We start from the raw sequence: 25,137 nt of genomic DNA, 5'->3' as shown, positions 1-25,137 counted from the left end.
CCGATGACGCGAAATAGAGGTTGGAACTTGGCTCAAGAGGAACGGAAGCCGCTGTGCGTCCCACTGCGGCTTTCTGTTTCAGTCGGGGTCAGGCCTGCTCAGAATTGCTTTGCTGCCCTCACCCGTCCACCAAGAGATTTCTGGCCGTCACCCTCGATGTCGAGAAGGAGGCTGGCGTCGAGCATCCAGAAATCGACGGTCTCCAGCGTCAGGCCGGCGGTCAGTGTGCCGTAGGCGCCGGAGCCGTCGAGACCGGCATAACCGGCTGTTGCACCGAGCTTCGGCGTCACCGTGGAGCCGTTCTCCAGGGTGAAGGAACGCGCGATCTCCGCCCCGAGACTTACTCGGAACTGTTCGGCGTCGAAGCCCTCGATGGTGATTTCGTCGCCCGCACCGTTGCGCACGCTATAGTCCTTGACCGTCTCGTTGAAGTAGACAGCCCGGAGCTCCGGCGTCAGCACCGTGGCCTCGTCGATTTGCCATTCGCCCATGATCACCGTGTCGATCAACCAGCGTTTCGTGTCGAACGAACCGTCCCAGAAGGCTGTGTCGATGTCGTTCGCCGAGCCGCCATAGAGCAGGCTTGTATCCCAGAACACGCCCTTGCCGATCTCGAGCGAGGCATAGGGGCCGGCGAGCCAACCGTTGCCCGTCAATTCGGCGTCCTCCTTCGTCGGATCGGTCATCCGGTCGAAATGCAGTGACAGGCCGACCAGCGCCTTTTCAGAAATCAGATAATCGGCGCCGAGATTGAGCATGGCGAAGCTGCCCCACTTGTCGTCGTTCTCGTCTCGCTTGTGCGCCATCAGCGTGCCGTCGATCCAGACGTTGAACGGCGGGGCATAGCCGCCAGCCGATTCCATTTGCGCAAGACTGGTCGCGAAGCTGGCCGTTATGCCATCTTCCGAAGGCGTCATACGGGCAGTGACTGGATCCGTGGCGTTGCCCAGCTGCCGACGTTCCAGAAGGCCCGGAACCCTGATCGAAGAGGCGATCAGGCCCTGCCGGGTCTGGACGAAACCGTGCACGAGGTCATCAATATTATCGGCGACCTCGGCAGGATTGTAGCCGATCTTGTAGGTCACCGTACCGGTGTTGGAGGCGCCTTGCGCGTTCATCAGCCTGAAGCCAACCCGCACAGTACCCGAGTAGGCTGGGTTCGGGATAAACTTCAGATACCAGCCGAGAGGCGTCGGACCCGCTGCGGCAAATTCACCCCGCACGATGCTCGCCGTGCCGGCATTGGCCGGTTCCACGAATGTGGGGCTCGCATCAGTGAACGGACCGCCAGTGGCGCCGGCCTCGAGGTTGACATTGACCGGCATGCTGCCCGACGGAACGTCGACTGTCTTGTCAGTGACGGTGACGGCGCGTGTTTTGACCGTCAGAGTGTAGCTTGCCGTTCCGGTGGTGCCGTGACCGTCACGCGCTTCGATGGTGAAGCTATAGTCCTTCGCCTCGGCCGCCGTATCGAGGGGACCCGTCAACTCGCCGGTGGAGATGTTGAGGATCATTCCGGCCGGCAACGTGCCGGATTTGAGACTGTAGCTCAGCGCTCCCGCTCCCCCCGTTGCGAGGATCTGCTGGCTGTAAGCCTCACCAGCCATGGCCTCAGGCAGCGCCCCGCCGGCGGGACTGAACGTTATGGCTGAGGCAGCCACCGTGACCGTGACAGCGCCCGAGGTCGCAGCGGCATTATTGCTGTCACCGGAATATTCGGCGGTGATGGAATGTGCACCGACGGCCAGCGCCGCGGTGCTGAACGTGGCCGTGGTGCCGGAGACGGAGCCGGTTGAAAGCGTCGTGGATCCGTTCTTGAAGGTGACGCTTCCCGTCGGTGACGCGCCGCCGGCCAAGGTCGCCGTAAAGGTCACCGATGCGCCAAGCACCGGGTTGCTGTCGGAGACCGAGACAGTGACCGTTGGAGCAAGCGGCCCGACCGTAACGGTCACGGCGGACGAGACCGCAGCGGCATTGTTGCCGTCACCCGAATATTCAGCGGTGATGGAATGCACGCCGACGGCGAGCGCCGCGGTGCTGAAGGCGGCCGTGGTGCCGGAGACGGAGCCGGTCCCAAGCGTCCTGGATCCGTTCTTGAAGGTGACGCTTCCCGTCGGTGACGCGCCGCCGGCCAAGGTCGCCGTGAAGGTCACCGATGCGCCGAGCGCCGGATTGCTGTTCGAGGCCGAGACCGTGACCGTCGGGGCAACCTGCCCGACCGTAACAGTGACGGCGGCCGAGACCGCAGCGGCGTTGTTGGCATCACCCGAATATTCAGCGGTGATGGAATGCACGCCGACGGCCAGCGCCGCGGTGCTGAACGTGGCCGTGGTGCCGGAAACGGAGCCGGTTCCAAGCGTCGTGGATCCGTTCTTGAAGGTGACGGTTCCGGTCGGTGACGCGCCGCCCGCCAAGGTCGCCGTAAAGGTCACCGATGCGCCGAGCACCGGATTGCTGTCGGAGGCCGATGCCGTGATCGTCGGAACCGATGTCTGGTAGGTAAAGCCACCATTGAACGTATCGGTTCCGTTCGGCGTAGTAAGGGCGACTGCTAAGGCTCCAGCGGGATGAGCGGGCGTCGTCACCGTGACCTCACCGTCGTCGACGACGGTGAGGTTGTTCCCGGCAATGCCGCCGAAGGTAACCGCAGTCGTATCGGTGAAACCCGTACCGGTAATGGTGACCACCGTACCACCGGCCGTGCCACCGGCGTTCGGGGTGATGTTAGCGATCGACGGAGCAGGCGCTGCGTCGTCATTGAGGATAGTGCCCATACCCTGGCTGTCGACGACCGTCGCGCCGGCGACGTTTGTGACATTGACGAAGAATGTCTCGTTCGGCTCAAAGTCCGTATCACCGAGCGCAAGCACTGTGAATGTGGCGTCGGTCGCGCCCTGGCTGACGTGACCGCTTGTGGAATTGGTTGTGTAGTCGCCAGGGGCGTTGGCGGTGCCGTTTGCCGTCGCAATGTCGAAGGTCACGCCGCCGACACCGGCCGGTTTGTCCAGCGATATCGTGAAGGTGAAGCTCGCGGTGCCGGAATTACCCTCGGCCTGGCTTATGTCATTGATCGACAATTGTGGCAGCGCACTCACCGTGATCGTGACCGTCGCGGCCGCGGACGTGCCCGCGGTATTGGTGGCCGTATAGGTGAAGCTGTCGGAGCCGGAATAGCCTGATGTCGGCGTGTAGGTGATTGTCGTGCCAGAAGCCGATGCGGTGCCGTGGGCCGGCGCCGACGTAACCGCAACGCTATCTGCCGCGCCGCCTGTGAGGGCGAGCGTGATTGCGTTGTTCGCCGAGTTCGCATCGACCGTCGCGGACGCATTGCCGGCGACGGGCGCCTGCAGCGCCAGTATGGTCGTCAGCGAATAGGCGGCCGAGCCGCTCGCACCGTAGGTGTCTACGGCAGATACGGTGAAGTTGACGGTGCCTGTCGTCGTCGGGGTGCCGGAAAGAGTGCCCGTTGCGGTATTGAAAGACAGTCCCGCTGGGAGCGTGCCGGACGTGACGGTGAGCCCATAGGTATAGGGCGCGGTGCCGAGCGATGCGGTCATTGACTGGCTATAGGCAACGTCGGTCGTGCCGCCGGGCAGCACCCCTGCCGCTGGCGACAGGGCCAGTGTGGGTGGGTTCACCGTGATGGCAACCGTCGCTGGCGAAGAGGTACCGGCTGAATTCGTGGCGGTGTAGGTGAAGCTGTCAGAGCCGGAGTAGCCTGGTATCGGCGTATAGGTAACGGTCGTGCCGGAGGCCGACGCCGTGCCGTGCGAAGCCGCCGTGCCGATCGCCACCGACGTCGCCGTGCCGCCGGAAAGGTTCAGCGTGATCGAGTTCGCTGACGAGTTCGCATTGACCGTCGCCGATACCGCGCCTGCAACCGGGACGATCTCGTTGACGTTCAGTGTGTACCCCCGCGAGCCCGAGAACGGCGCGCTAGGGCCAGTCGAGCTGTCGGTAGCGACAATCTGGAAGCTGTAGCTCCCCGCAACGGTCGGCGTTCCGGAAAGTACACCTCCGGACGAGAGGGTGAGACCAGCCGGTAATGTGCCGGATACGGAGAAGGTATAGGGGCTGGTGCCGCCGGAAGCCGTCAGCGTCTGGCTATAGGCCGTCCCAACGGTCCCCGCCGCCAGCGAGACGTTCGGCAAAACGATGGTCGGGGCCGATACGGTGATGGTAACCGTCGCCGGCGACGATGTGCCGCCCGCATTTGTCGCCGTATAGGCGAAGCTGTCGGGCCCGGCATAGCCTGGCGTCGGCGTATAGGTGATGGTGGCTCCCACAGCCGTCGCCGTGCCATGCGCAGCTGGCGCGCTGACCGCCACCGATGTCGCTGTTCCACCGGAAAGGTTCAACGTGATGGGGTTCGCCGACGAGTTGGCGCTGACTGTCGCCGAAAGCGCACCGGCAATCGGAACGGCGGGGTTGACGGCAAAACTCTGCTGTACCTGCGGGGCGGCGTTGTAGGACGCATCGCCGGCCTGGTTGGCATTGATCGTGCAGGTCCCGGTCGTCACGAAGCTCAACACACCTGCGCCATCAACGGTGCAAACGCCGGTGGTCGCGGAGGTGAAGACGGGGCTGAGCCCGGAACTGGCGCTTGCCGTCAGCGTCGGCGTCGTGCCGAAATTCTGCGGGCCCGGATTGTTGAAGGTGATGGTCTGGTCGGTCTTTCCAGCGCACGTAACCGTCGCCTGTACGGTTCCGCCAGCGGGCTCGCTCCAAGCGTAAACCACAAATTGAGTATCGTCAGCGGGTATTGTCAATGTAGCGTTTAGATTCAACTCCGCGCCGGGTGCAGCATATGCTTCAAATGAAGTGCCGTCAGACATATTAACGCCAGCGTTCTTGTAAATCGCGAAGCCTGCGCTGTTCGAATTCACAGTGCCAGATGAAGTAACCCTGTAAGTGACTTTTTCGCCGGCGAGGACGCTAAGGTTAGCCTGCCACAACTCGCTTGTATTCGAGAGGGAAACGCCGCTCCCCCACGTTGCGTTGATCGCACTGCAACCAGCCGATTGCGCGTGCGCACTCTGGAAAAACGCCAGGCTGATCAAGAAGGCAGCAATGAAGGCGAACCAGGCTTTCCACGGCCGAAGGACTGCATTGGTGACGGCCCGGAGCATCCAAGCGGCGGCGGCGAGAGCCGACTGAAAACGCTCGAGCACTTTCAGCCATGTGAACGCCATGCCTGCAAGAGCAAGCACAAGAACAACTATCGTTGATGTCATCGGTTCCCCGTCCACCTTCCCCCGAAGGCCGTCCAAATCGCGCAAGCACCCGCAATCCATGCCCAGGGTGCAGCAGAGCTTTCCTACAGTGAAGAACTTTCGCCCAGCTTGTGAGTCAGAAAATCGCAAGTTACGCGTGCATTATCATCCATAGATTGTTGTCATGGTTCGCGCCACACGTATGATGCGGTTGCCCAATTTTTTTCTACGGAGCGTTGCAACAAAGCTGGCTACGTCATTGGGAAAAATCGTCTGCCATCGCGGTCGCGTCAAACGGCATCGCCTTGGTATCGGTTGAGAGAAATGTCCATCCCGGTTGCCATTCGATGGACCTCTGCCAGGACGGGTTCGAAGATCGCGTTGCGGCGCTCAAGTTCGGCGTGTTCGGCAAGATATGCCGGCACGAGTTCGGAAATTTCATCGAAAACGGCCTGTTCATCCACCGTGGTCAGGCGTCCGCCCTGCATGACGATTCGTCCGGCAACCATCACTGTTTCCACCGACGATCCGTTTTCCGAATAGACAAGGTGTTTGGCGACCTCGTTGAGCGGCATGAAAGGATAGTTGCGCATATCCAGGACAAGTAGATCGGCCGACTTGCCGACTTCCAGGGAACCGGTCACCTGTTCCAGCATCGCCGTCTTGGCGCCGCCGATGGTCGCCATGGTGAGGATTTCGTCCGCCCTCAGCCATTTCTCGTAGTCAGGACCGGCGGCACTATGAACGAGACCGGCGACGCGCATGACGTCGAAGATGCGAGACGTGTCGTTCGACGAAACGCCATCCGTGCCAAGGCCGATCGTCACACCGGCATCGAGCAGGCGGCGGATCGGCGCGATCCCGGCCCCAAGCTTCAGGTTGGAGACGGCGTTGTGGGCAACGGAGACGCCCCCCTCCCCCATCAGCTCGATGTCCTTGTCGCTGACCCACACCGAATGCGCGATGGTCGTATTGCGTTTCAGAAGGCCGAGATCATGCATATAGGCGATCAAGGACTTGCCGTGATGAACGAGCCCCGTCACCGCCTGTGTCTTGGTTTCGAGGACATGCGTGTGGAACGGCACGCTTCTCTCCACCGCCAGCTCCATACAGGCCGCCATGAGATCGGGCGTGCAGCGCTGCGGCGCAGAAGGGGCGATCGTGAACTGGAGGCGGCCCGACATCCCGTGCAGGCTGGAAAAGGCAGCGCGGCAATAGTCCGCATACGCTGCTGCCGACATCGGCGGACCAAAATCGAGAAGATCCTGCATCGCCGAGGGCATTATCTCGCGCACAAAAGGCAGCGCGTCAAGCGTATGCACATTCATCGCCGCGCTCGAAACATTGGCGCGGATTCCGGCATCGTCGTAGGCGCGAAAGACGGTGGCAAGCCGGTCGAGATCGTGCCGGGGCGGGTCGAAAAAATCGTCGCAGAGCGTCGTGACGCCGTTGCGCAGCGATTCCATCGCCAGCAGCAGGCTGCGCAGGTACAGCAGGCGCTCGCCGATCGGGTCGTTCATCAACAGCGGATAGGCATAAAGCAGCCAGAGTTCGAGCGGCATGCGCTCATAGCGCCCCCGCAGGAATGTTTCACTGGAATGCGTATGGGCATTGACCAGTCCCGGCATGACCAGCTTACCGCGTGCCTCGATAATTTGGGCATCGGGCCTGGCGGCAAGACCCAACCCGATCGATCTGATCTCGGTGCCTTCGATCAGAATGTCAGCGGCAAATGGTGTTGCGCCGTGAGCGCGGTCCATCGCAACTATCGTCCCATTGCGGATAAGAATTTCGCTCATGACAAATGCCCCGGAAACCATTGAATGACCTGAGGATAGCGTCCGCCGCACATCATGATTACTGATCCCTGAGCTCGGCGAACGAGCTTGCGGCCTTCGCGCCGCCGCGAAGCTTTCCGGACAGCCAGACGCCGAAGACCGTCGCGAGATAGGGCAATGCCTGCAGGAGATCGTGCGGAATCCTGTCGCCGAACGTCAACTGCGCCCGGATGCCGATGGCGCTGACGATGGCAAAGAACAAGGCGGCGAAGGTGGCACCCACGGGATGGGCCGCGCCAAAGATGACTGCAGCAAACGCCATGAAGCCGCGACCGGCCGTCATGCCCTGGGCAAAGAACTGCAGGCTGCCCGCCGCAAGTTCCGCGCCGCCGATAGCGCACAGCACCCCACCGATCGAAAGCGCCACGAGCCGCATGCGCGACGGGTTGGCGCCGACGCCGCGCGCAGCGAACGGATGCTCCCCACAGGCGGCTAGCCGCAGGCCGAAGCGCGTTCGCCGCAACAGCACCCACATGGCAAAGACGACGAGCGGCATGGCGGCAACCGAGACTGACAGCACGCCATAGGAACCAAAGGCCGGCCCCAATTTAGGAATGCCGAAAGGTGCCGTCACGGTTGCCTGGCTGCCGAAGATAGACTGGACCGCAAGCGCCGTACCGCCGATGCCGAGACCGGTCAGCCCGAGGCCGGCGATAATGGGATTGGCCTTCAGCCTGTCGATGACAAACCAGAGAAGCACCGAGGCCAGCACGCAGGCGATGATGGCGATGAGGATGGCCGCGCCGACGGACTTTGTGAGCATGATGCCGAGAATTGTCGCGCAGGCGCCGATGATCATCAGTCCCTCGAGGCCGAGGTTCCAGACCCCTACCCGCTGCGCGATGACGCCGGCGAGCGTGACGTAGATCAGCGGCGTTCCGGAGCGCAGGATGGCGATGAAGATCTCATTCATGTCGAACGCCCTCCGAGACGCAGCACCCGGTCGATGAATGTCGACCTCGCGGTTATGAACAGCGCGATCGCCGCATTGATGATGTCGATCGCCGCCGACGGCAGCCCGGCCATGATCGGCAGATAGAGTGCCGCCGAGGCAAGGCCGCCGAAGAAGATGGCAGCAACAGCCGTTCCGAGAACGGAGAGATTGGCGACAAGCGCGATCAGGATCGCTGTGAAGCCGTGCGCCGGCAGGAAGCCCGATGCGATGCGGCCGTTCGGCCCCATGAACTCGATGGTGCCGGCAAGGCCCGCAAGCGCCCCCGAAATGAGGAAACTGGAAAGGCCGAGCTTCCAGAGGCGCGCGCCCTGCCATTCCACCATCGTGCCATTGCGGCCGGCAAGGCTTGCCAGTATGCCGAAGGAAGTTCGGTTCACCAGCAGCCACATGAGGATGCCGACGACCACCGCGATTGCGATGATCGCCGGGGAGAGACCGAGAGAATTCGAGATGCGGTAGGCCGCATCAAGCGGGCGGCTCGATGCCTGCTGACCGGAACCCGAGGGATCCTTCAGCGGCCCTGAGGTGACATAGACCAGCAGCAGGCCGGCCATGAAGTTGCCCATCAGCGTGGTGATAACCTCGTCGGTGCCGGAGCGGAGCCGCAGCAATCCTGGCCACAGCGCCCAGAGAGCACCGCCGAGCATGCCGGCAAGAAGCAAGGTCGGGATAACCAGGAAAGCTGGTCCGCCCTTTACCGCTTCGGCAGCGAAGGCGGCGCAGATCGCGCCGACATAGAACTGCCCCTGGGCCCCGATGTTGAAGAAGCCCGCGCGGAAGGAAATGCCGACGCCGACCGCCGTTATGAACAGCGGCAGCGCCCATCTGAGACTTTGCTCGATCGCGCCGCTTCGCAGGAATGCCCCATCGAGCACCGCCCAAAGCGTCACCGGAGCATTGTAACCGGCAAGCTGGAACACGAGCGCGCAAAGGATGAGCGCGAAGATCACAAAGATCAGACTGCGGACGACGGTGATGAGACTGTCTTTCATGCGCTTGCCCCTGCAACGGCACCGGTCATGGCCGCTCCCACCAACCCTATGTCGAAGGGCGCACGGAACTCGCCGTTCAGGCGTCCCGACAGCATCACCACGACGCGATCCGATATGTCGAAGAGCTCGTCGAGATCCGACGAGATCAGCAGTATGGCCGCGCCACGGTCGCGCGCCTGCCGGAGCGCTTGCCAAACGAAGGCGGTGGCCCCGATGTCGAGGCCGCGGGTCGGCTGGGCCGCGATGATCAGCTTCGCATCGGGATCGATCTCCCGGGCGAGGATCACCTTCTGCGCATTGCCGCCCGACAGGGACCCCGCCTTCTGCGCGGAATTGTGGTAGTGAACGCTCCATTCCTTGAGTGACCGGTCGCAGGCATTGCGCACTGCCGAGGGACGGATCAGCTTGAGCAGCCTGCCCTGCAGCAGCTCCCTCGCGCTCCAGTTCTGCCAGAGCGAACTCGTGAGGCTGAGACCTTCGACGTTGCGCTCGAAGGGAATGATCCTAAGACCGATCGCGCGACGGGCGACGAGAGGTTCGCCAGTCACGTCATGGCCTGCAAGCTGGATCGATCCACTTGTCAGGTCGGCGAGAGCGGAGATAGCCCGCACCAGCGTCTTCTGCCCGTTGCCTTCCACCCCGGCGATACCCACGATCTCACCCGGGCGGATCTCCAGATCGACGCCATCGAGGGCAATGCCCCCGCTGTCCGGCCGGGTGGAGACGGCCTTCATCGAAAGGATGGCAGGGCCGGTCGCATGCGCCGGCTGATCGGAGTCCCCACGGACCCGTGACTTCGTTCCGACCAATGCATCGCGATCGTGCCGATCGAGCGTCTTCGCGACGGCCTCACCGACGATGAGGTTGGCCAATCGCTCGCCCGAAACCTCAGCCACCGGAAGCGGTCCTTCGACCTTCTGGCCGCCCCGCAGCACCGTGACCGTGTCGGCGATGCCCAGCACCTCGCGGATCTTGTGCAGGATGAGGATAACTGTGACCCCACGTTCCTTGAGACGGCGAACGCGTGCGAACAGCATGTCGATGCCCGCCGGTGAAAGGACCGCGGTCGGCTCGTCGAGAATGAGGACGCGCGAATCCGTGACCAGGGCCCGGGCGATCTCTATGCCCTGCTGCGTTTCGATCGGCAGGTCCCGGATCCGCCGGTTCAAGTCGACCTGGACGTCGAGCCCCGCGAGATGTGCCCGCCATTTTTTAGCGAGCCCCTTGCGGCTATAGATGCCGCCCTTGCCCGTAGCGCCAAACTCCATGGTCTCGGCGACGGTAAAGGACGGTGGCAACGCAAAACTCTGGTGGACGAGCTCCACGCCCGCGGCCCGGCTTTCGCTGACCTGCCCCGTCCGGATGTCGTGTCCCATCACGTTGACGGCGCCAGAGGTCGGCTGGACGAGGCCGGCCGCCACGCGGGCAAAGGTGGTCTTGCCGGCCCCGTTCTGACCGACGACCGCATGGATCTGGCCGGGAGCGAACGAAGCTGAAACCTCCGACAACGCCGTCACGTCTCCGAATTTGACGGTGACGTTACGGCACTCCAGGGCCGATTTCGGAGAATTGGACATGCAATGGTTCCCATTGAGAGCAGGAGGTTCGCGGCTGTCAACAGGGCTGGAAACGATCCGCGAACCCCAGTGACCTCCCCCAAGAGGGAAGGTCTGTGCCGACGTCATTCGAAACCTCGGGCTGGCTCGGCGAGCCAGCGCCAGGAGATCAAAGGGTGGTGTTGAACGGAACCTTGATCGACCCATTCAGGATGCCGACACGAACCTTGTCGACCTCGGCCAGCGCTTCCTTCGCCTTGGCATTCAGATCTGCCGGCCCCTGTTCGGCGAAGACCGGCGAGAGAATGAAGTCGATGACGCCGGTGCCAAGGCCCGTATGCTCGTGCGCACCGCCCTTCCATTCGGGCCCGACCGCCTTGCTGGCCTCGTTGTAGAGCGAGGCGCCGAAGTCCAGGCTGACGATCGATATCAGTGATTTCGGACCGAGGTCATATTGTCCGGGCGCGAGGCAGCTCACCATGCGCCCTTCCTTCTCGTTGGCCGCGGCAATGATGCCGCCGTCGGTGGCCGCCGCATCGGTCTGGATGTAGTCGATGCCATCATTGTACATCTGGGTTGCGATTTCCTGACCCTTTGCAGGGTCCTGGAACGAGCCTGCAAAGGCGGCGATGACGGAGGCATCCGGTCGAATGGAATGCACGCCGGCCTTGAAGGCGTTGAAGTCTGCGTTGAGAGGCGGAATCGAAACGCCGCCGATGAAGCCGGTCTTGCCGGTCGACGACATCTTGGCCGCAAAGACCCCCGAAAGATAGCAACCAAGGTAGTAGTCGTAGGAGACAGTCACGACGTTCGGGATTGCCGGCTCGAAAGGGTCGGCGAAAAGCTGGATCCACTTGGTGTTGGGATAGGACGGCGCCAGCGCCTTGAAGGGCTCGGCCACTTCGTTGAAGGTCGAGACGATGATCGCCGCGCCCGCATCTCCCAGCGTGCGGTAGACGGTCTCGTAGGTCGCCGGATCCTGCGCGTAGACAGCGCGGCATTCGAAGCCCTTTTCTTCCGAAAGCTGCTTGAGCTTGGCGATCATCTGGTCCACCGGACCATTGTCGCCTGCAGCCTGTGTGTGGACCAGCGCGACCAGCCCGCCCGACGCACGGGCGAACTCGGGCACGATGCTGGCCGCAAAGCCGAGCGCCGCGGCACCCGCGCTCGCCTGCAGGAATGTTCGGCGCTGCATCATGTGCTGTGTAATCTTCCCAGTCTTGTCTGTCATGATCGTTCCCTCTTTTATCTTGTTGTTTCTCATTCGCATTTGCCAGGGCGCTTGCCGCCTCAAAGCGGCGGGGAATAGGGGGCCGGGTTCATAATCATCACCTCCTGCTTCTGGATCGCGTCCAGCGCCCAGACTTCGGAAATGAACTTCTGCCAGTCCGGGTCCGCATACATGGCCGTCCGGCGCGCCTCGCGGTCAGCGAGGCTGTCGTACGCCCACATCAGAACGGTGGTGTGAAGCGTTCCCAGTTCCGAAGCATAGAGTCCGACGAACTTGTTGAGATGGCGCTTCTGCACGGGCAAGCCGTCGGCCTCGTACTTCTTCATCCACTTGTCGACCGTGCCGGGCTTAAAGGTATAAGTGCGGTGTTCCAGGATCATCGCATTGCTCCCTATGCGTTCAGGATGAATTCGGCGCATTTCTCGCCGATCATGATGGCTGGCGCGTTGGTGTTGCCGCTTGAGATGATCGGCATGATCGAGGCATCCGCGACACGCAGCCCCTCGATGCCGCGCACCTTGAGCCGCGCATCCACCACAGCCATGGGGTCATTGCCCATCTTGGCGGTTCCAACCGGGTGGAAGGTCGTCATGGCGGTCGCCCGCAACCAACTCGTCAAAGCGGCATCGTCGAGCGCTTCCGGCCCCGGCGCCAGCTCCTTGCCGCGAAAGCGGTCGAAAGCCTTCTGGCCGACAATGTCACGCGTCAGCCGGATGGCATCGATCATCGTGCGGACGTCGAAATCGTCACGGAGGTAGTTGGCCTGGATCTTCGGCTTGTCCGTCGCGTTCGCCGAGCGCAGCGTGATCTCGCCGCGGCTCACCGGATTGACGGGGCCGACGCGGATCGTGAACCCGTGGTTGGCCTCCACGGCCTGTTTCTTCCGGAAGGGATTGGGGAAGTGCAGGTTGGCCGTCTTTTCCAGCGCCGGCATGAAGTGCAGTTGTATGTCGGGCGCAACCAGGCCATCGTTCGAGCGGATGAAGGCACCGGCCTCATAGGGGAACGTCGTGGTGACGCCCTCACCGAACAGCATGCCCTGGGCAACGGCGGGAATAAGCTTGTCCGCCCGCAGGTCGCTGAAGAGCGTGATCGGCTCCCGGCATTCCCAGCTCATGACGCAGTCGACATGGTCCTGGAGGTTCTTGCCGACGCCCGGCAGGTCCAGCACCGGCTCGATGCCAAGCGCCCGGAGCTCGTCTGCGGGGCCGATGCCGGACAGAAGCAGCGCCTTGGGCGAATTGACCACCCCTGAGGAGAGGATCACCTCCCGCCCGGCGCGGGCGCGTTCCAGCACGCCGTCCTTCAGATACTCGACGCCGCACGCCCGGTCGCCTTCGATGATCAGGCGCGTGAGTTCCGCTCCCGTCAGCACGGTGAGGTTCTTGCGGCCGAGTGCCGGACGCAGGAAGGCCCATGATGTGGACCAGCGTTTTCCCTTGCGGATGGTGAAGTCGTAGCGGCCAAAGCCTTCTTGCGTCTCTCCGTTGAAGTCATCGTTGGCCGGATAGCCGGCCTGGATGCCCGCCTCGCAGAACACGTCCATCAAAGGATTGTTGCCACGGGCTCGGCAGACGGTGAGTTCCCCGTCGCCACTGTGGAAGGCGTCCTTGCGCTGGATATGCGTTTCGGAGCGTCGGAATGCCGGCAGCACTTCATCATAGGACCAGCCGGGTAGCCCGAGCTGCGACCAGCGATCGTAGTCGTGGCTATTACCGCGCACATAGATCATGCCGTTGATGGTGGAGGTCCCACCCAGCACCTTGCCGCGCGGCCAATAGAGCGAGCGGCCATTGAGATAAGGCTCAGGCTCGGTGTGATAATGCCAGTTGTAGATGCCGGAGTGGAACAGCTTGCCCATCAGCATCGGCAGCCGGAACAGCGGGTTGCGATCCTTGCCGCCAGCCTCGATCAAAAGCACGCGGTTTGCCGGGTTCTTCGACAGACGGTTCACAAGAACACAACCGGCCGAGCCCGCACCAACGACGATGAAATCATATTCCGGGTTACGCGCCATGGTTCACCACGCGATGGGCCGGCCGCCCATCGCCTCCAGATGAGAATTGCAGAGAAGGAACGGATTTTCCCGGCCGAGCACCTTGTCGGCAAAGGCGGGATGCTCGCGCTGGACATAGGCGACATGGCCGAACTGCCCCTCGGCAACGCCGACTTGCGAGAAGATGTCAGCCGCGGCCGCACCGAAACCCAGGAAGACAACGGGCTCGCCTCGCGCCACAAGCATTTCGACCACGCGCAGCATCAGCGGCCGCCAGAAGGCAAGATGCCCGCGCGACTGGTGCGGATCGATATCGACGCGGAAACGAGAGAGCGTCAGCGATGCGTTGAGCAGGAGAACACCCTCCCCCACCCAGCGGTCGGCGATCAGGCTCGGCGCCTCGAACGAACCGGTGGGATCGCAAAGCAGATGCCGCACATCCGGCCAGCGGCCGAAATCGCGTGCCAGACTTTCATCACCAAGGCGCGCGGCCGCAATCAGCTGCATGTAGGCACGGATGCTCTTCGAGAACATCTTGTCCAGCTCACCCCATGCGGCCAGATTTCCGGCCTCGAAGGCACGCCCCGTCGCAAAACCCGGCTCGGGATAAGGATCCTGACCAAGAACCAGACAACGAACGCCATCGGGTGCAATTCCGTCGAAAGCCGCCAGGGCATGCGCGCCCCTTGGCTGACCGGGAAAAGTCTTGCCGCGGCGCGCCGGGAAGATCGGCTCCCAGGCCTCCAACTCGAGGTCCGCAGCGATACGGGCGAAATCGTCGCCGACGGCGCCGAGCGCATCGCGCCAGGCATGCGGGAGGTCGCCCTCCCAGCCAGCAAACGTCTCCGCCATTGCCTCTCTCAAGCGCATCGGCATTACGGCTCCCCTTCCGTTCATTGCAGGGAGACTAGACAAAAGCTGACCAAAGTGTCAACTTTCAAAAAGCAGAAAATGACGAAGTGGTCAATTTTTCTTGACTACATCGTCAGCTTTTTGCGAAGGGTGATACGCTTGCATTTCGCTGGAAAACGCGGCAATTGCAAAGGCAATCTCGCCACCACGCATGATTGCCTGGTAGGAAGCGACGGCGAGATGGAGGCGGAACCATATGGCAAGGGCAGTACGAGATCCCGAAGAGCGCATCCGCGAACGTAACGTGCGGCTGATCATCAAGGCGGGGATCGAGATATTTGCCCGCAAGGGCTTCGATGGCACGCGCATCGCCGAGATTGCCGAGGCTTCGGGCCTGCCCAAGGCAAACGTCTACTACTATTTCTCTTCCAAAGAGGAGATCTACACCGCCATCATCGCGCATCTGCTCGCCAGTTGGGATGATGCACTGAAATACATTTCGCCGGAGCGCGAACCGGCGGAGGCGTTCAGGCTCTACATCAAGGCGAAGCTGGAATACACGCGCAAGAACATGGCCGAGTCCCGGCTCTTCGCCAGCGAAATCATTCAAGGCGCCCGCTTCCTGACCAAGAAGGATCGCGAACACATCCGTCAGGTAACGGATACTCATGTCGCGGTCATCGAGGGCTGGATCGCCGCCGGCAAGATGCTGCCGGTCGATCCACGTCATCTCTTCATCATGCTCTGGGCGTCGACCCAGTTTTACTCGGACTTCGAACCCGTCACCGTCGACGCGCTCAAAAAGCCCCGTTTGAAAGCTGACGACTATGAAAAGGCGGCGGCCACGATCACCGAGACGATCCTGAGAGGTATCCTCCGGCAGCCTTAAGCCCGACAGGCGAACAAAGGCGCTTGCACACGATCCTGGGCTGTACGGCCGGGTGATCAAGCTCGTTTCAGGTTGGCGCTTACCGCAAAACTTCGCCACGCGGCGACATCAAACAAGATCGAAGAAGCACCGGACGTTGCCTTTTTGGCAATCGAGGTTGCGAATATCTGTGCTTCTTCGGCAAGGGAAACTCTGAATAATTGGCCGTGCAAGCAACTCTTCAGAGACCAGCAAGATGGCCTATGTCATTACCGAACCCTGCATCGACGTGAAGGATGGCGACTGCACCGCCGCCTGCCCTGTCGACTGCATCTACGAGGGTGGCCGTACCTTCTACATCCACCCCGATGAATGCATAAATTGCGGGCTCTGTCTTTCGATCTGTCCCGTCGATGCCATCGTCTGGGATCACGAGATCGCCGACAACCAGCGCCATTTCATCGCTGTGAACAAGGAGTTCTTCGGAGCCGACGTCACCGGAATGGGTTCACCGGGCGGGTGGAGCAAGGAGTGCTCGACGGTGCAGGACCATCCCTTCGTTGCCGCCTTCGAGAAAGCGGCGACCGTCGCATAATCGAACCTGATCCGCAGGAGCAAGACAGGGCCGTTGCGCAAACGCAGGTCGACGGCTGGCCCAGAGAAGCGAAGCTTGAGGCCGGTAGAAAGCCGTCCCGTCTCGGCCCTCGCCGCACGTATCCCGAGATGTTTTTGCGGCCTCGCTGCTTGGGCTCACCAGCCGGAATAATAGGCCCGCGTCGCCGCGGCGAGCTTGGTCACGAGTTCACGCTCGCAGTTCAGCCGCGGAAGGTCTGCACGCGCCTGCTGCAGGAGTTCGGCCCGGGCACCTTCGAAATCGACCCGGGTCAGCTTCCCATCGCACATGACCTCCTGCCCGCCGACGTAGAGCCCCTTCGCGTGCGCCGCCGTCATCCGGGTGAGCAGCACCTCCGCCTCATCCAGATCGTCTATCAGGCTGTCGACAATCAACGCACCGTAATCCACGAGCACGAGATCTTCGTTCGCCGTCGCATTCACAACCTTGGCGCCGACATGGATCGCGGCATCGAAGACGCATCCAGTCGTAAACGTCCGCGTCAAGCCGCGGCCACCGTGCAACAGATGGGCAAGGCGCAGTTCGCGCCAAAGGTCCTGGTCGTCGTCAAGCCCTGTCCCGTCGAGGCCGAAAGCGAAGGCCGGCCCGCTTGCCGGAATGGCAGCGAGCGGCGCCACGCCTGAACGCAGGCGCAAGTTTGCCGACGGGTTCGAAACAAGTTGCACACCCCTTACTGCCAGCAACTCCAGCTCATCCGGCCGCAGATGAACGCCATGGGCAACGGCAAGGCGGGGCGAGAGAAAGCCGATATCGTCGAGGTATCGGACGACCCCTTGCGGAAAGCGCCTGTCCAGCCACAGCCTCTGCCTTGGGCTTTCGAGGAGATGCATGTGAATGCGCCGACCCGTCGCGTGAGAGGCCTCGGCGATGGTTTCGAGCAGTGCATTGGAGCACCACTGCGGCCCGATCGGGCCGTACTGGACATCGATCAGCGGGTTGGTGTTGGCTGCGGCGACCGCGTCGGCCGCCGAAATCTGGACCGAAGGCGAGGCATATTGGGGGATCGAGGCACTGAGTTCGTCCCAGTCTGCCGGAGCGAGATACGACCGCAATCGCTGCGGCCCGCCATCATAAGCCCACGGGTCGTAGTCGAGAAGCGGGCAGGATAGCGCAAGTCTTATGCCGACATCGCGCGCCGCGCGCATCACCGCACCAGCCTCCTCTACCAGTCGGTCGACATTCAGCGAATTGTGACAATGCATGGTCGCACCGACGCCCGTTTGCGCCAGCCGGGAGAATGCCACAAGCGCTTCCAGGTAGGGATCGGTGCGCGGTCGGAGCCGAAGCCCGGGAATCCACACTTCCAGGGCATCGTCGACATTGCCGAAATCGAGTGTGCGGATGCCATAGCCGTGGTCATGCGCGTTGACGGGCGGCGGCATCAGGAGGGCATTGGCCGGGATCGCAGCCGAGGAGGCACCGTCAGGCAGATGCCGTAAGAGGTTTGGCTCGCGCCTTGCGGCCTCGTGGCCTGGACGCAAAAGAACTCGCCCGGGGACCTGGTGTTCACTCAAGGATTGATTGCCTCCATGATCTGGTCGCTGAACCTCAGCAGTTCCGCACCAACGAATTCGATGACGGCTTCGGCCGCGTGGGTGCGCTGCCGGCGTCGCTGCACGAGAATTCCGATATGCAGGTTCTGAAGGCGCGATCCGGAAAGCGGTATCGGAACGACATCGCCCGCCTTGATTTCCGCGAGGAAGCCGATCGGCGTGAAGAAAGCCACTCCCTGCCCCGAGATGATGAATGGCTTGAGCATCATCTGGCTGTTCGACAGCACAAAGGGCCGCCCGGTTCGTTCGAAGACGGAGAGTTCGATTTCGATAAGCGAGCGGATCGGCTGCGTATCGAGTTGCAGAAGCAGGTCGTACTGAGCGCATTCGGCGAGCGAGACCTGCCGCTGCTTCGCCAACGGATGTCCCCGTCCGACGAAAGCCATCAGCGGCATCGGTACGCGAAAGAGCATCTCCGTGTCGTCTGGACGGGCGAGATCAAAGGTCAACCCCATGTCGACGTCACCTTCGGCGACCAGGCTGCTGATGTTGCCGTGACCGGCGGTGTGGATATGGAAGCTCACGCCCGGATGGATGCTGTGGAACGTGTTGACCATGTCCGGCAGGAACTGGATGGCGAGGCTGTCCAGACAAGACATCTGCACGCGACCGGCCTTTTTTCCCTGCAAGGCGCCGAGGTCGCTGCGCAGAAGCTCGAAATTCTCGAGCGTGACCCGGGCATGGCGCAGCACGTTTTCCCCGGCGACGGTCAGCCTCAGGCCGTTCGAGAGCCGTTCGAACAGGGCGATCCCGAGCTCGTCCTCCAGTTTCTTGATCTGCCGGCTGACCGCCGAGGATGCGACGTGAAGCTCCTCGGAGGCCTTGCGAATGGACCCGGACCGCGCGACCGAGACGAAATATTTCAGGATGCTGGCGTGCATTCGATTGGAACCTCCCCTCCCCTGGGCTCCGACCTATAACACGCTCATCGTCCCCTCCAAACGGGCGCGCGCTTCTCCTGGAAGGCGCTGACGCCTTCCAGGGCATCCTCGCTTTTAAGCGCCTTCACGAGTGCAGGCGTGCGCAGCCCTTGTGCCTCCGCCGGCGACAGATGCCCGGTGCGATTGACAGTCTGCTTGATCGCGCGAAGCGAAAGCGGCGCGCAGGCGACGATTTCGGCCACCCAGCGGGCAACGGCGGCATCGAGCTCCTCTGGTTCAGCCACCTCGTTGACGATGCCGAAGCTTTGCATCTCGGCTGCGGAAAACCGCCGGCCGGTCAACAGCACGCCCATCGCGAGATTGTGAGGGATCCTGCGCTGGAGAAGCACCATGCCGCCATCAAGCGGCAGGCGTCCGACGCGGGCCTCGGGCAAGCCGAACGCGGCCTTCGTCGAGGCTACGACGATATCGCAGCCGAGCACCATCTCGAACCCGCCGCCCAGCGCATAACCGTTGACCCTGGCGATAACAGGAACATCCAGCGAGCGGCGAAAGGCGAGCCCGCCGAAACCGTTCGGCCGGCTCTCGCTCCAGTAGTCGAGGCCGGTCGTCTCGGCACCCTTCAGATCAGCTCCGGCGCAAAACGCCCGTTCGCCTGCGCCCGTCAGCACGACGCAGCTTATGTCGTCGCGCGCTTCAATCTCCTGCCAGATCGCCTCAAGCTCGCGTTCGGTTGCTGCGTCCACTGCGTTCATCCGCTCCGGACGGTTTAACGTAACGGTCGCAACGCGGTCCTCTACGACGAACGTAACGCTCATGCCGCATTTCCCTGGCGAACGGGGAGCCCCGAGAGTATCTCGTCATTGTGCTCGCCGAGCTTCGGCGGGGCGATGCGCACCGTTACGGTCGCCGCCGACATATCGATCGGCGAACCGACCAGCCGGATCGGACCGGCCTTCGTTTCGCCGGCGTGAAGGATCATGCCGTTGATCACCGTCTGCTCGTCGTCGAGTGCTTCGGGAAGCGAGCGTACCGGCGCGCAGAGAATGTCCACCTGCTCCAGCCGGCCGAGCCAATGGGCGCTGCTGTTCTTCGCGAACGCCTCGCGGAAGACCTGCTGCAATTCCGGCCGGCGCTGCATCTGTGCGTCGAAATCGGCAAATTGCGGCCGTAGGGACAGATCCTCGATCTCCAATGCCGTGCAAATGTCGCGCAGTGGGTTCTGCTTGAACGCGCCGACCATGACGATGGCGCCGTCGGTGGTCTCGAACACGCCTGTCAGAGGGAAAGCGCCCCAGTTCAGGTCCTTCTCCCGCATCATGTGCGTGGTGCCTTCCTGCATCTGCATGGCGAGCATCGAGCTGTAGAGACTGACCGCAACCTGCTGGCCGTGGCCGGTCTTTTCGCGGTGCAGCAAGGCAAGCAGAATGCCCTGGACGAGGTGCATGCCGGCCGAATAGTCGGCAAGCGGCGTCGCGTAGATCGACAGCGGATGGCTCGCGTCCGACTTGCGGCGCATGACGCCGGAAAGTGCCTGCGCGAGGATGTCCTGTCCGCCCTTGTGCCGATAGGGCCCCTCCAGACCAAAGCCCGTACCGACGGCGTAGATCAGCCGCGGATTGGTCTTCCTGAGCTCTTCGTAACCGAAGCCCATGCGCTCCATGACATCGGGGCGAAAATTGTTGACGACCACGTCGGCCGTGTCGATCAGGGCGCGCACGGCGGCTCGCGCCTCGTCCTGCTTGAGGTCGAGTGCAAGGCTCTTCTTGTTGCGGTTGAGCGACGAGAAGACCGGATTGTTGAGGCCATCAGGGTCAGACCCGAGCGACCAGCGCGAGAGGTCGCCGATCTTGGCCTTTTCGACCTTGATGACCTCGGCGCCATAGTCGGCCAGCATCTGCGTGCAGCACGGGCCCAGCATGACCTGGGTGAAATCGACGACGCGGATACCGTCGAGGGGAAGAGATGTCATTCTGCGGCCTCCAGATAGGTTGCATTTTCGGATGGTACGTCGCCGGGATCGGCGCCCTGGGCCCGCAGCTGCTTCTGGATTGCCCTGACATCGGCGTCCCGCACCTTCACGCCGGCGTTGAGCGCAACGGTGGCGGCAACGCCGGCAGCCTCGCCCATCGCCATGCACGGCGGGATTTCGCGGCTCGACTTCTGCGCCTGGATCGTCGCCGAATAGTGCCTGCCCGCGACGATCAGCTGGTCGACTTCCTTCGGCAGCATGGCTCGGTAGGGCGTGTAGTAGTCGCGGCCGCGGCACACCGTATCGGCGAAGTGCTGGCGGTTCATCACGTCGTCCTTGGTAACGACATATTCGCCCTGGAGCAGCCGCGACTGGCGCACGCCCGTCTGTGGTGCAAAATCGATCACATGGGCATTTTCGAAGCCCGGCAAGTTGGCCCGCGCGAAATCGAGCAGGCGGGCAATGCGGGACCGCCCTTCGAGTTCCGCGTAGGTCAGGTCTTCGACACTGAGCCCGGAGAGCTTCGGCATGTGCGGGCAGTTCAGCCAGATGACGCCCGGCAGCGGCGTCTTCAACCACCAGAACGACCAGCATCCGCCGATCAGACGCTTGGCCTCATGATCGATCGCCTTGAACTTTTCCGGTTCTTCGAATTCGAAGCGCTCTGCTGCGGCGGTGTCGATCCCGCCCCAGCGGGAAACGGTCGTCAGGATGAAATTGCCGTCCGTATGCTGGGCGCCAGCGTCGGCAGCAACGTCGAGGTCGCCCGATGCGTCGATCACGACGTCACCCATGATGGCCTCGCGGCCGGATTTCGTCTGGCAGACCACGCCCTTGATCGTCCCGTTCTCGACGATCGCCGAGGAGAACCAGCTGTGCGTTCTTAGCTTCACTCCGGATTCGCGAAGGATGTCATAGGAGACCCGTTTGAAAGCGTCCGGATCAAAGGCGGCCGCATAGCAGATCGGATGTGGCGCGGATGGCGTATGGAAGTCGAACAAGCCCCAGCGCGCCCACTTCTGCCAGGCTTCCGGCGTGTCGCGAAAGTCGAGCTGGCGGTCGCCGTCCGTCGGGGTGACGCACAGACCGAGCGTGTTCATCCGTTCGATCATCTCCATGCAGATGCCGCGCACGGTGATTTCAAGCCCGTTGACCATGTCGTCGAGCACGAGAACCATGCCGCCAGCGGCAAGGCCGCCGACATAGGGGTAGCGTTCGAGCAGCGTGACGCTTGCCCCAGTGCGCGCCGCCGAAACCGCGGCGGAGATGCCAGCCGGTCCGCCGCCGACGACGACCACGTCGGAGCGGTCGACGATCCTGGCATTGCGCAAGGGTTCTCTGATTGTTTCCATAATCGTTTCCTCCATAGGGGACCTGTCCGGCGAAATGTGAGGAGCTCACAGCCAGTGACTTCGTCGGTTGACCGGACGCGGATATCCAGGTCCGGCAGCAAGGGGTTTGGGGGTCAGTGGTCCGTCGTCGGTTTCCAGCGGACGATCTTCGATTCCGCGAACGAAACGGCGAAGAAGAGAACCACGGCAAGCGAGGCCGCAATCACCACCGTCGCATAGAGCAGAGGCGAACGGAAATTATAGGTCGCCTCGATGATCAGGGCGCCGAGGCCGTAGCTGGAGCCGATCCACTCGGCGACGATCGCGCCCATCACGCTGCTGGTTGCCGCAATCTTCAGCGCGGCGAAAAGGAAAGGCAGCGAGCCTGGCAGCCGAACCTTCCAGAAGATTTCGGAGTTGCTGGCAGAAAGGATGCGCATCAGGTCGAGCATTGCGGGGCTCGCCGACTTCAGACCCTGCACCATGTTGACCAGGGTCGGGAAGAAACAGATCAGGCCTGCAATGATGATCTTCGGTGCGATGCCGTTGCCGACGAGCAGCACCAGGATCGGCGCCAGCGCAATGATCGGGATCGACTTGATGATTACGGCGATCGGATAGAAGGCGCGCTCGGCGAGCGGACTGTGGACGAACCAGACCGCCAGAAGAACGGCAATGACATTGCCGAATATGAAGCCGAGAACCGCCTCCATGAGCGTCGGCCAGAAATTCGCCCACAGGATGCCGGCGTTTTCGCCGAAGGCCTTGATGACGTCGACTGGTCCGGGCGCCATGAACGTTGGCACCGAAAAGCCCCAGACGACGAGTTGCCACAGCAGGATGCAGCCAAGGATCGCAAGCGTTGCCGGCAGATGTCGCAGGGCAGCGCTGACGGCAGCGTCGATCGCTCTGAACCTGTTGCCGTCGGTCAAGTCGCGGCCATCCGCTGGTGATGGAAGGGCATTTGCCATCAGCATTCTCCCAAAAGTTTGCGCAGATAGGCGGTAACCTGAATGAACTCGACCGTGTCGCGCATGGCGAGAGATCGCGGATAGGGTAAGTCGACCTTCATGAACTCCTTCACTCGTCCCGGATGGGCCGCGAGCATCAGCACATGTTGACCGAGAAAGACCGCCTCGGGGATCGAATGGGTAACGAAGAGGATGGTGGTCCCGGTTTCCTGCCAGAGGCGCAGCAACTCTTCGTTCAACTTGTCGCGCGTGATCTCGTCGAGCGCGCCGAAGGGCTCATCCATCAACAGGATGCGGGGCCGGGTCACCAGCGCGCGGGCGATCGCCACGCGTTGGCGCTGGCCGCCCGACAGTTCGTGCGGCATCGCCTTTTCACGCCCCTTCAGTCCGACGAGAGCCAGAAGTTCTTCCGGATCCGCGTAGGTCGCGCCCGCTTCGCGCTTTCCGACCAGCAGCGGGAGACGCACATTGTCGATCACGTTGCGCCACGGCAGCAACGTTGCTTCCTGGAAAACGAAGGCGAAATCGCGGCCCTCGCGCGCCTTGCGCGGCGTCTGGCCATGCACGGACACGGAGCCATCGGTGATGTGCACGAGATCCGCGACCGTTCGCAACAGGGTGGACTTGCCGCAGCCGGACGGGCCGAGCATGGTCACGAGCGAGCCGGCCGGTATCTCGACCGAGACGTCGGAGAGTGCGGTGAAGCCGGAATCATCTGCGCCGAAGCGGATATGAAGGTTCTTCACCGACACGGCGGAGCTACCGACTGCTGCCTGGTTGGGTCTGCTACGCGTTTCCAGCATCGCCTTACCCTACGCTCTTGCGGACATCGGCCGTCGCATCCAAGATTGCCATGGTGTAGACGTCGTCTGCATTCGGGACAGGGCCGGTGAACTGTCCGAGATCCGCATAGGTCTTGATCTGCTCTTCCCAGTTTGCCCGGTCCATGCCACCCCATCCCTCGGTAGCAGTGGTTTCGTTGAACACGAATTTCATCAGCGGCCCGATGGCCTCCAGTTCGCTTGCCTTGTCCAGGTTCGGGTAGGCTTCGAGCAGGATGTCGACGGCCTCTTCCTGGTGATCGCGTGCATAGCCCCATCCCCGCGCCGAACCCGACACGAAGGCAGCAAGATGGTCCGCGTGATTTTGCAGCTGGTCGTCGGTGGTATAGTAGACGTTGGCATAGAGGCGGATACCGCCATCCCAAAGGGTCAGGTCGACCCGGTCATCACCCAGAACCTTCAAGGCGTTGACGTTCGTCAGCCAGCCACAGACCGCATCGGCCTGGCCGGTCACGAGCTGGTTCATGTCCGAACCCATGTTGACGATTTTGACCTCGTCTTCCGATATCCCGTTCTTGGCGAGGAGCGCGCGCAGCAGAATGACCGAAGTCGGGATCGCTGCGATCGTCTTGCCGATCATGTCCTGAGGCTTGGCAATCGGGTTTGCCTTGCGGGAGAAGTACGCGAACGGATGTTTCTGGTAGCCGGCTGCGAATGCCTTGATCGGCGCGCCGGCCGAACGTGCCAGCATCACCGATGGGCTGGAGGAGATCTGGCCAATCGTCGACTGGCCGACGGCGACGCCAGCAACGCCGTCGACATTCGGTCCGCCAGGCACGATTTCGAGCTCGATGCCCTTCTCGGCATAATAACCCTTCTTGCGGGCAACGAGTTCTCCGAGAAGCCCGTTGGAAGGCAGCCAACCGAGCTGCATCCGAATCGTCGTGGAATCGGCGGTGAGACCGGGCGAAACATTGATAAGGCTATGGGTCGCAGCAATCGCGCCCATTGCGGCATTCGAAAGGAAACCTCGGCGGTTCATCATAAAACGAGACATATCGTTCCCCTTGCTTGTTATGGGAGCGATGATGATGGAATTCGGCATCTCATAAAGCACAATTTTTAGCAGTTGGTATTGCCGATATGGCAACGCCCAAGGGCCATTCAGGTTTGCCGTTTCGGCAATGGCGGGCTCGAAAGATTGTGCTTTGTGCGAGTTCGATCCCGTCCGATAAGCGAAGACACGATCAAAGTCTGAACGCCGCGGAGGATAGATATGGTGCAGAAAAACCTGATCGATGGGGAATGGATCGCCAGTAGCGAAGTGTCCCGCAACATCAACCCCTCGAACACCAATGACGTGGTGGGCGAATATGCCCGCGCCTCGGCAAACGATGCCCGCGCCGCGATCGCCGCTGCCAAGGCGGCGTTCCCGGCCTGGTCGCGCTCCGGCATTCTCGAGCGCCACGCGATCCTCCGGAAGACCGCCGACGAGATCCTCGCCCGCAAGGA

21 protein-coding genes are annotated in these 25,137 nt (G+C 62.2%); 4 read left to right on the top strand and 17 right to left on the bottom strand.

What is annotated here, in order from left to right:
- Nucleotides 1-98 precede the first annotated feature (98 nt).
- Nucleotides 99-4,739 (bottom strand): Ig-like domain repeat protein, encoded by a 4,641-nt coding sequence (locus AC3WWH_RS32585; RefSeq protein ID WP_492377532.1) that lies wholly within the window; start codon nt 4,737-4,739, stop codon nt 99-101.
- Between the two features lie 288 nt (nt 4,740-5,027).
- Between AC3WWH_RS32585 and AC3WWH_RS32580 the strand changes: the two genes are divergently transcribed.
- A complete protein-coding gene (locus tag AC3WWH_RS32580; RefSeq protein WP_197417434.1) occupies nt 5,028-5,228 on the top strand; it encodes a hypothetical protein in 201 nt (66 codons plus the stop codon).
- A 275-nt stretch (nt 5,229-5,503) separates the two neighbouring features.
- On the opposite strand, the gene AC3WWH_RS32575 is transcribed toward AC3WWH_RS32580, so the two are convergent.
- From AC3WWH_RS32575 to AC3WWH_RS32540, 8 genes are all read right to left on the bottom strand, one after another.
- Nucleotides 5,504-7,012 carry an amidohydrolase gene (locus AC3WWH_RS32575; protein WP_113399698.1) on the bottom strand — a complete coding sequence of 503 codons (1,509 nt, stop codon included), beginning with the start codon at nt 7,010-7,012 and terminating at the stop codon, nt 5,504-5,506.
- Between the two features lie 58 nt (nt 7,013-7,070).
- On the bottom strand, nt 7,071-7,964 hold the full coding sequence (locus tag AC3WWH_RS32570; protein WP_058324395.1) for an ABC transporter permease: 894 nt from the start codon (nt 7,962-7,964) through the stop codon (nt 7,071-7,073).
- Nucleotides 7,961-8,998 carry an ABC transporter permease gene (locus AC3WWH_RS32565; protein ID WP_113399691.1) on the bottom strand — a complete coding sequence of 346 codons (1,038 nt, stop codon included), beginning with the start codon at nt 8,996-8,998 and terminating at the stop codon, nt 7,961-7,963. The genes AC3WWH_RS32570 and AC3WWH_RS32565 overlap by 4 nt, the downstream gene beginning before the upstream one ends.
- Nucleotides 8,995-10,575, bottom strand: a complete 1,581-nt coding sequence (locus tag AC3WWH_RS32560; protein WP_492377531.1) for an ABC transporter ATP-binding protein — start codon at nt 10,573-10,575, stop codon at nt 8,995-8,997. The genes AC3WWH_RS32565 and AC3WWH_RS32560 overlap by 4 nt, the downstream gene beginning before the upstream one ends.
- Before the next feature lie 148 nt (nt 10,576-10,723).
- Nucleotides 10,724-11,749, bottom strand: coding sequence for a BMP family ABC transporter substrate-binding protein (locus AC3WWH_RS32555; RefSeq protein ID WP_058324410.1), 1,026 nt, complete (start codon nt 11,747-11,749; stop codon nt 10,724-10,726).
- A 95-nt stretch (nt 11,750-11,844) separates the two neighbouring features.
- Nucleotides 11,845-12,165 carry an NIPSNAP family protein gene (locus AC3WWH_RS32550; RefSeq protein ID WP_058324398.1) on the bottom strand — a complete coding sequence of 107 codons (321 nt, stop codon included), beginning with the start codon at nt 12,163-12,165 and terminating at the stop codon, nt 11,845-11,847.
- Between the two features lie 11 nt (nt 12,166-12,176).
- A complete protein-coding gene (locus tag AC3WWH_RS32545) occupies nt 12,177-13,802 on the bottom strand; it encodes a GMC family oxidoreductase (RefSeq protein WP_058324399.1) in 1,626 nt (541 codons plus the stop codon).
- Nucleotides 13,803-13,805: 3 nt separating this feature from the next.
- The gene (locus tag AC3WWH_RS32540; protein ID WP_058324400.1) at nt 13,806-14,633 is read right to left on the bottom strand and encodes a uracil-DNA glycosylase family protein; all 828 of its coding nucleotides are present in this window, start codon (nt 14,631-14,633) and stop codon (nt 13,806-13,808) included.
- A gap of 256 nt (nt 14,634-14,889) precedes the next feature.
- Here AC3WWH_RS32540 and AC3WWH_RS32535 point away from each other — a divergent pair, with 256 nt between their 5' ends.
- Both AC3WWH_RS32535 and fdxA read left to right on the top strand, forming a co-directional pair.
- Nucleotides 14,890-15,522 (top strand): TetR family transcriptional regulator C-terminal domain-containing protein, encoded by a 633-nt coding sequence (locus tag AC3WWH_RS32535; RefSeq protein ID WP_058324401.1) that lies wholly within the window; start codon nt 14,890-14,892, stop codon nt 15,520-15,522.
- Between the two features lie 235 nt (nt 15,523-15,757).
- Nucleotides 15,758-16,096, top strand: coding sequence for a ferredoxin (fdxA, locus tag AC3WWH_RS32530; RefSeq protein ID WP_058324402.1), 339 nt, complete (start codon nt 15,758-15,760; stop codon nt 16,094-16,096).
- 155 nt (nt 16,097-16,251) lie between these two features.
- Here the strand turns inward: fdxA and AC3WWH_RS32525 are convergent, their stop codons facing one another.
- From AC3WWH_RS32525 to AC3WWH_RS32490, 8 genes are all read right to left on the bottom strand, one after another.
- A complete protein-coding gene (locus AC3WWH_RS32525) occupies nt 16,252-17,649 on the bottom strand; it encodes an amidohydrolase family protein (RefSeq protein ID WP_058324403.1) in 1,398 nt (465 codons plus the stop codon).
- Complete coding sequence (locus tag AC3WWH_RS32520) at nt 17,646-18,569, bottom strand: LysR family transcriptional regulator (RefSeq protein WP_057251120.1); 924 nt, start codon at nt 18,567-18,569, stop codon at nt 17,646-17,648. The genes AC3WWH_RS32525 and AC3WWH_RS32520 overlap by 4 nt, the downstream gene beginning before the upstream one ends.
- A gap of 44 nt (nt 18,570-18,613) precedes the next feature.
- Nucleotides 18,614-19,387 carry an enoyl-CoA hydratase-related protein gene (locus AC3WWH_RS32515; protein ID WP_058324404.1) on the bottom strand — a complete coding sequence of 258 codons (774 nt, stop codon included), beginning with the start codon at nt 19,385-19,387 and terminating at the stop codon, nt 18,614-18,616.
- Complete coding sequence (locus AC3WWH_RS32510) at nt 19,384-20,541, bottom strand: CoA transferase (RefSeq protein ID WP_113399689.1); 1,158 nt, start codon at nt 20,539-20,541, stop codon at nt 19,384-19,386. Before AC3WWH_RS32510 ends, AC3WWH_RS32515 begins: the two co-directional genes overlap by 4 nt.
- On the bottom strand, nt 20,538-21,893 hold the full coding sequence (locus AC3WWH_RS32505; RefSeq protein WP_245299264.1) for an FAD-dependent oxidoreductase: 1,356 nt from the start codon (nt 21,891-21,893) through the stop codon (nt 20,538-20,540). Before AC3WWH_RS32505 ends, AC3WWH_RS32510 begins: the two co-directional genes overlap by 4 nt.
- 113 nt (nt 21,894-22,006) lie before the next feature.
- A complete protein-coding gene (locus tag AC3WWH_RS32500; protein ID WP_058324406.1) occupies nt 22,007-22,843 on the bottom strand; it encodes an ABC transporter permease in 837 nt (278 codons plus the stop codon).
- Entirely contained in the window at nt 22,843-23,646 is an 804-nt protein-coding gene (locus AC3WWH_RS32495; RefSeq protein ID WP_058324407.1) for an ABC transporter ATP-binding protein, read from the bottom strand. The genes AC3WWH_RS32500 and AC3WWH_RS32495 overlap by 1 nt, the downstream gene beginning before the upstream one ends.
- A 4-nt stretch (nt 23,647-23,650) precedes the next feature.
- The gene (locus AC3WWH_RS32490; protein ID WP_058324412.1) at nt 23,651-24,682 is read right to left on the bottom strand and encodes an ABC transporter substrate-binding protein; all 1,032 of its coding nucleotides are present in this window, start codon (nt 24,680-24,682) and stop codon (nt 23,651-23,653) included.
- 219 nt (nt 24,683-24,901) lie between these two features.
- Here AC3WWH_RS32490 and AC3WWH_RS32485 point away from each other — a divergent pair.
- On the top strand, nt 24,902-25,137 hold a 236-nt coding region (locus tag AC3WWH_RS32485), incomplete at its 3' end, for an aldehyde dehydrogenase family protein (RefSeq protein ID WP_492377530.1).

This window comes from Ensifer sp. EB106-03-01-XG145 (assembly GCF_058792075.1).
Note: the sequence above shows the minus strand (reverse complement) of the source record. Positions and strands in the feature narration are given on the sequence as shown.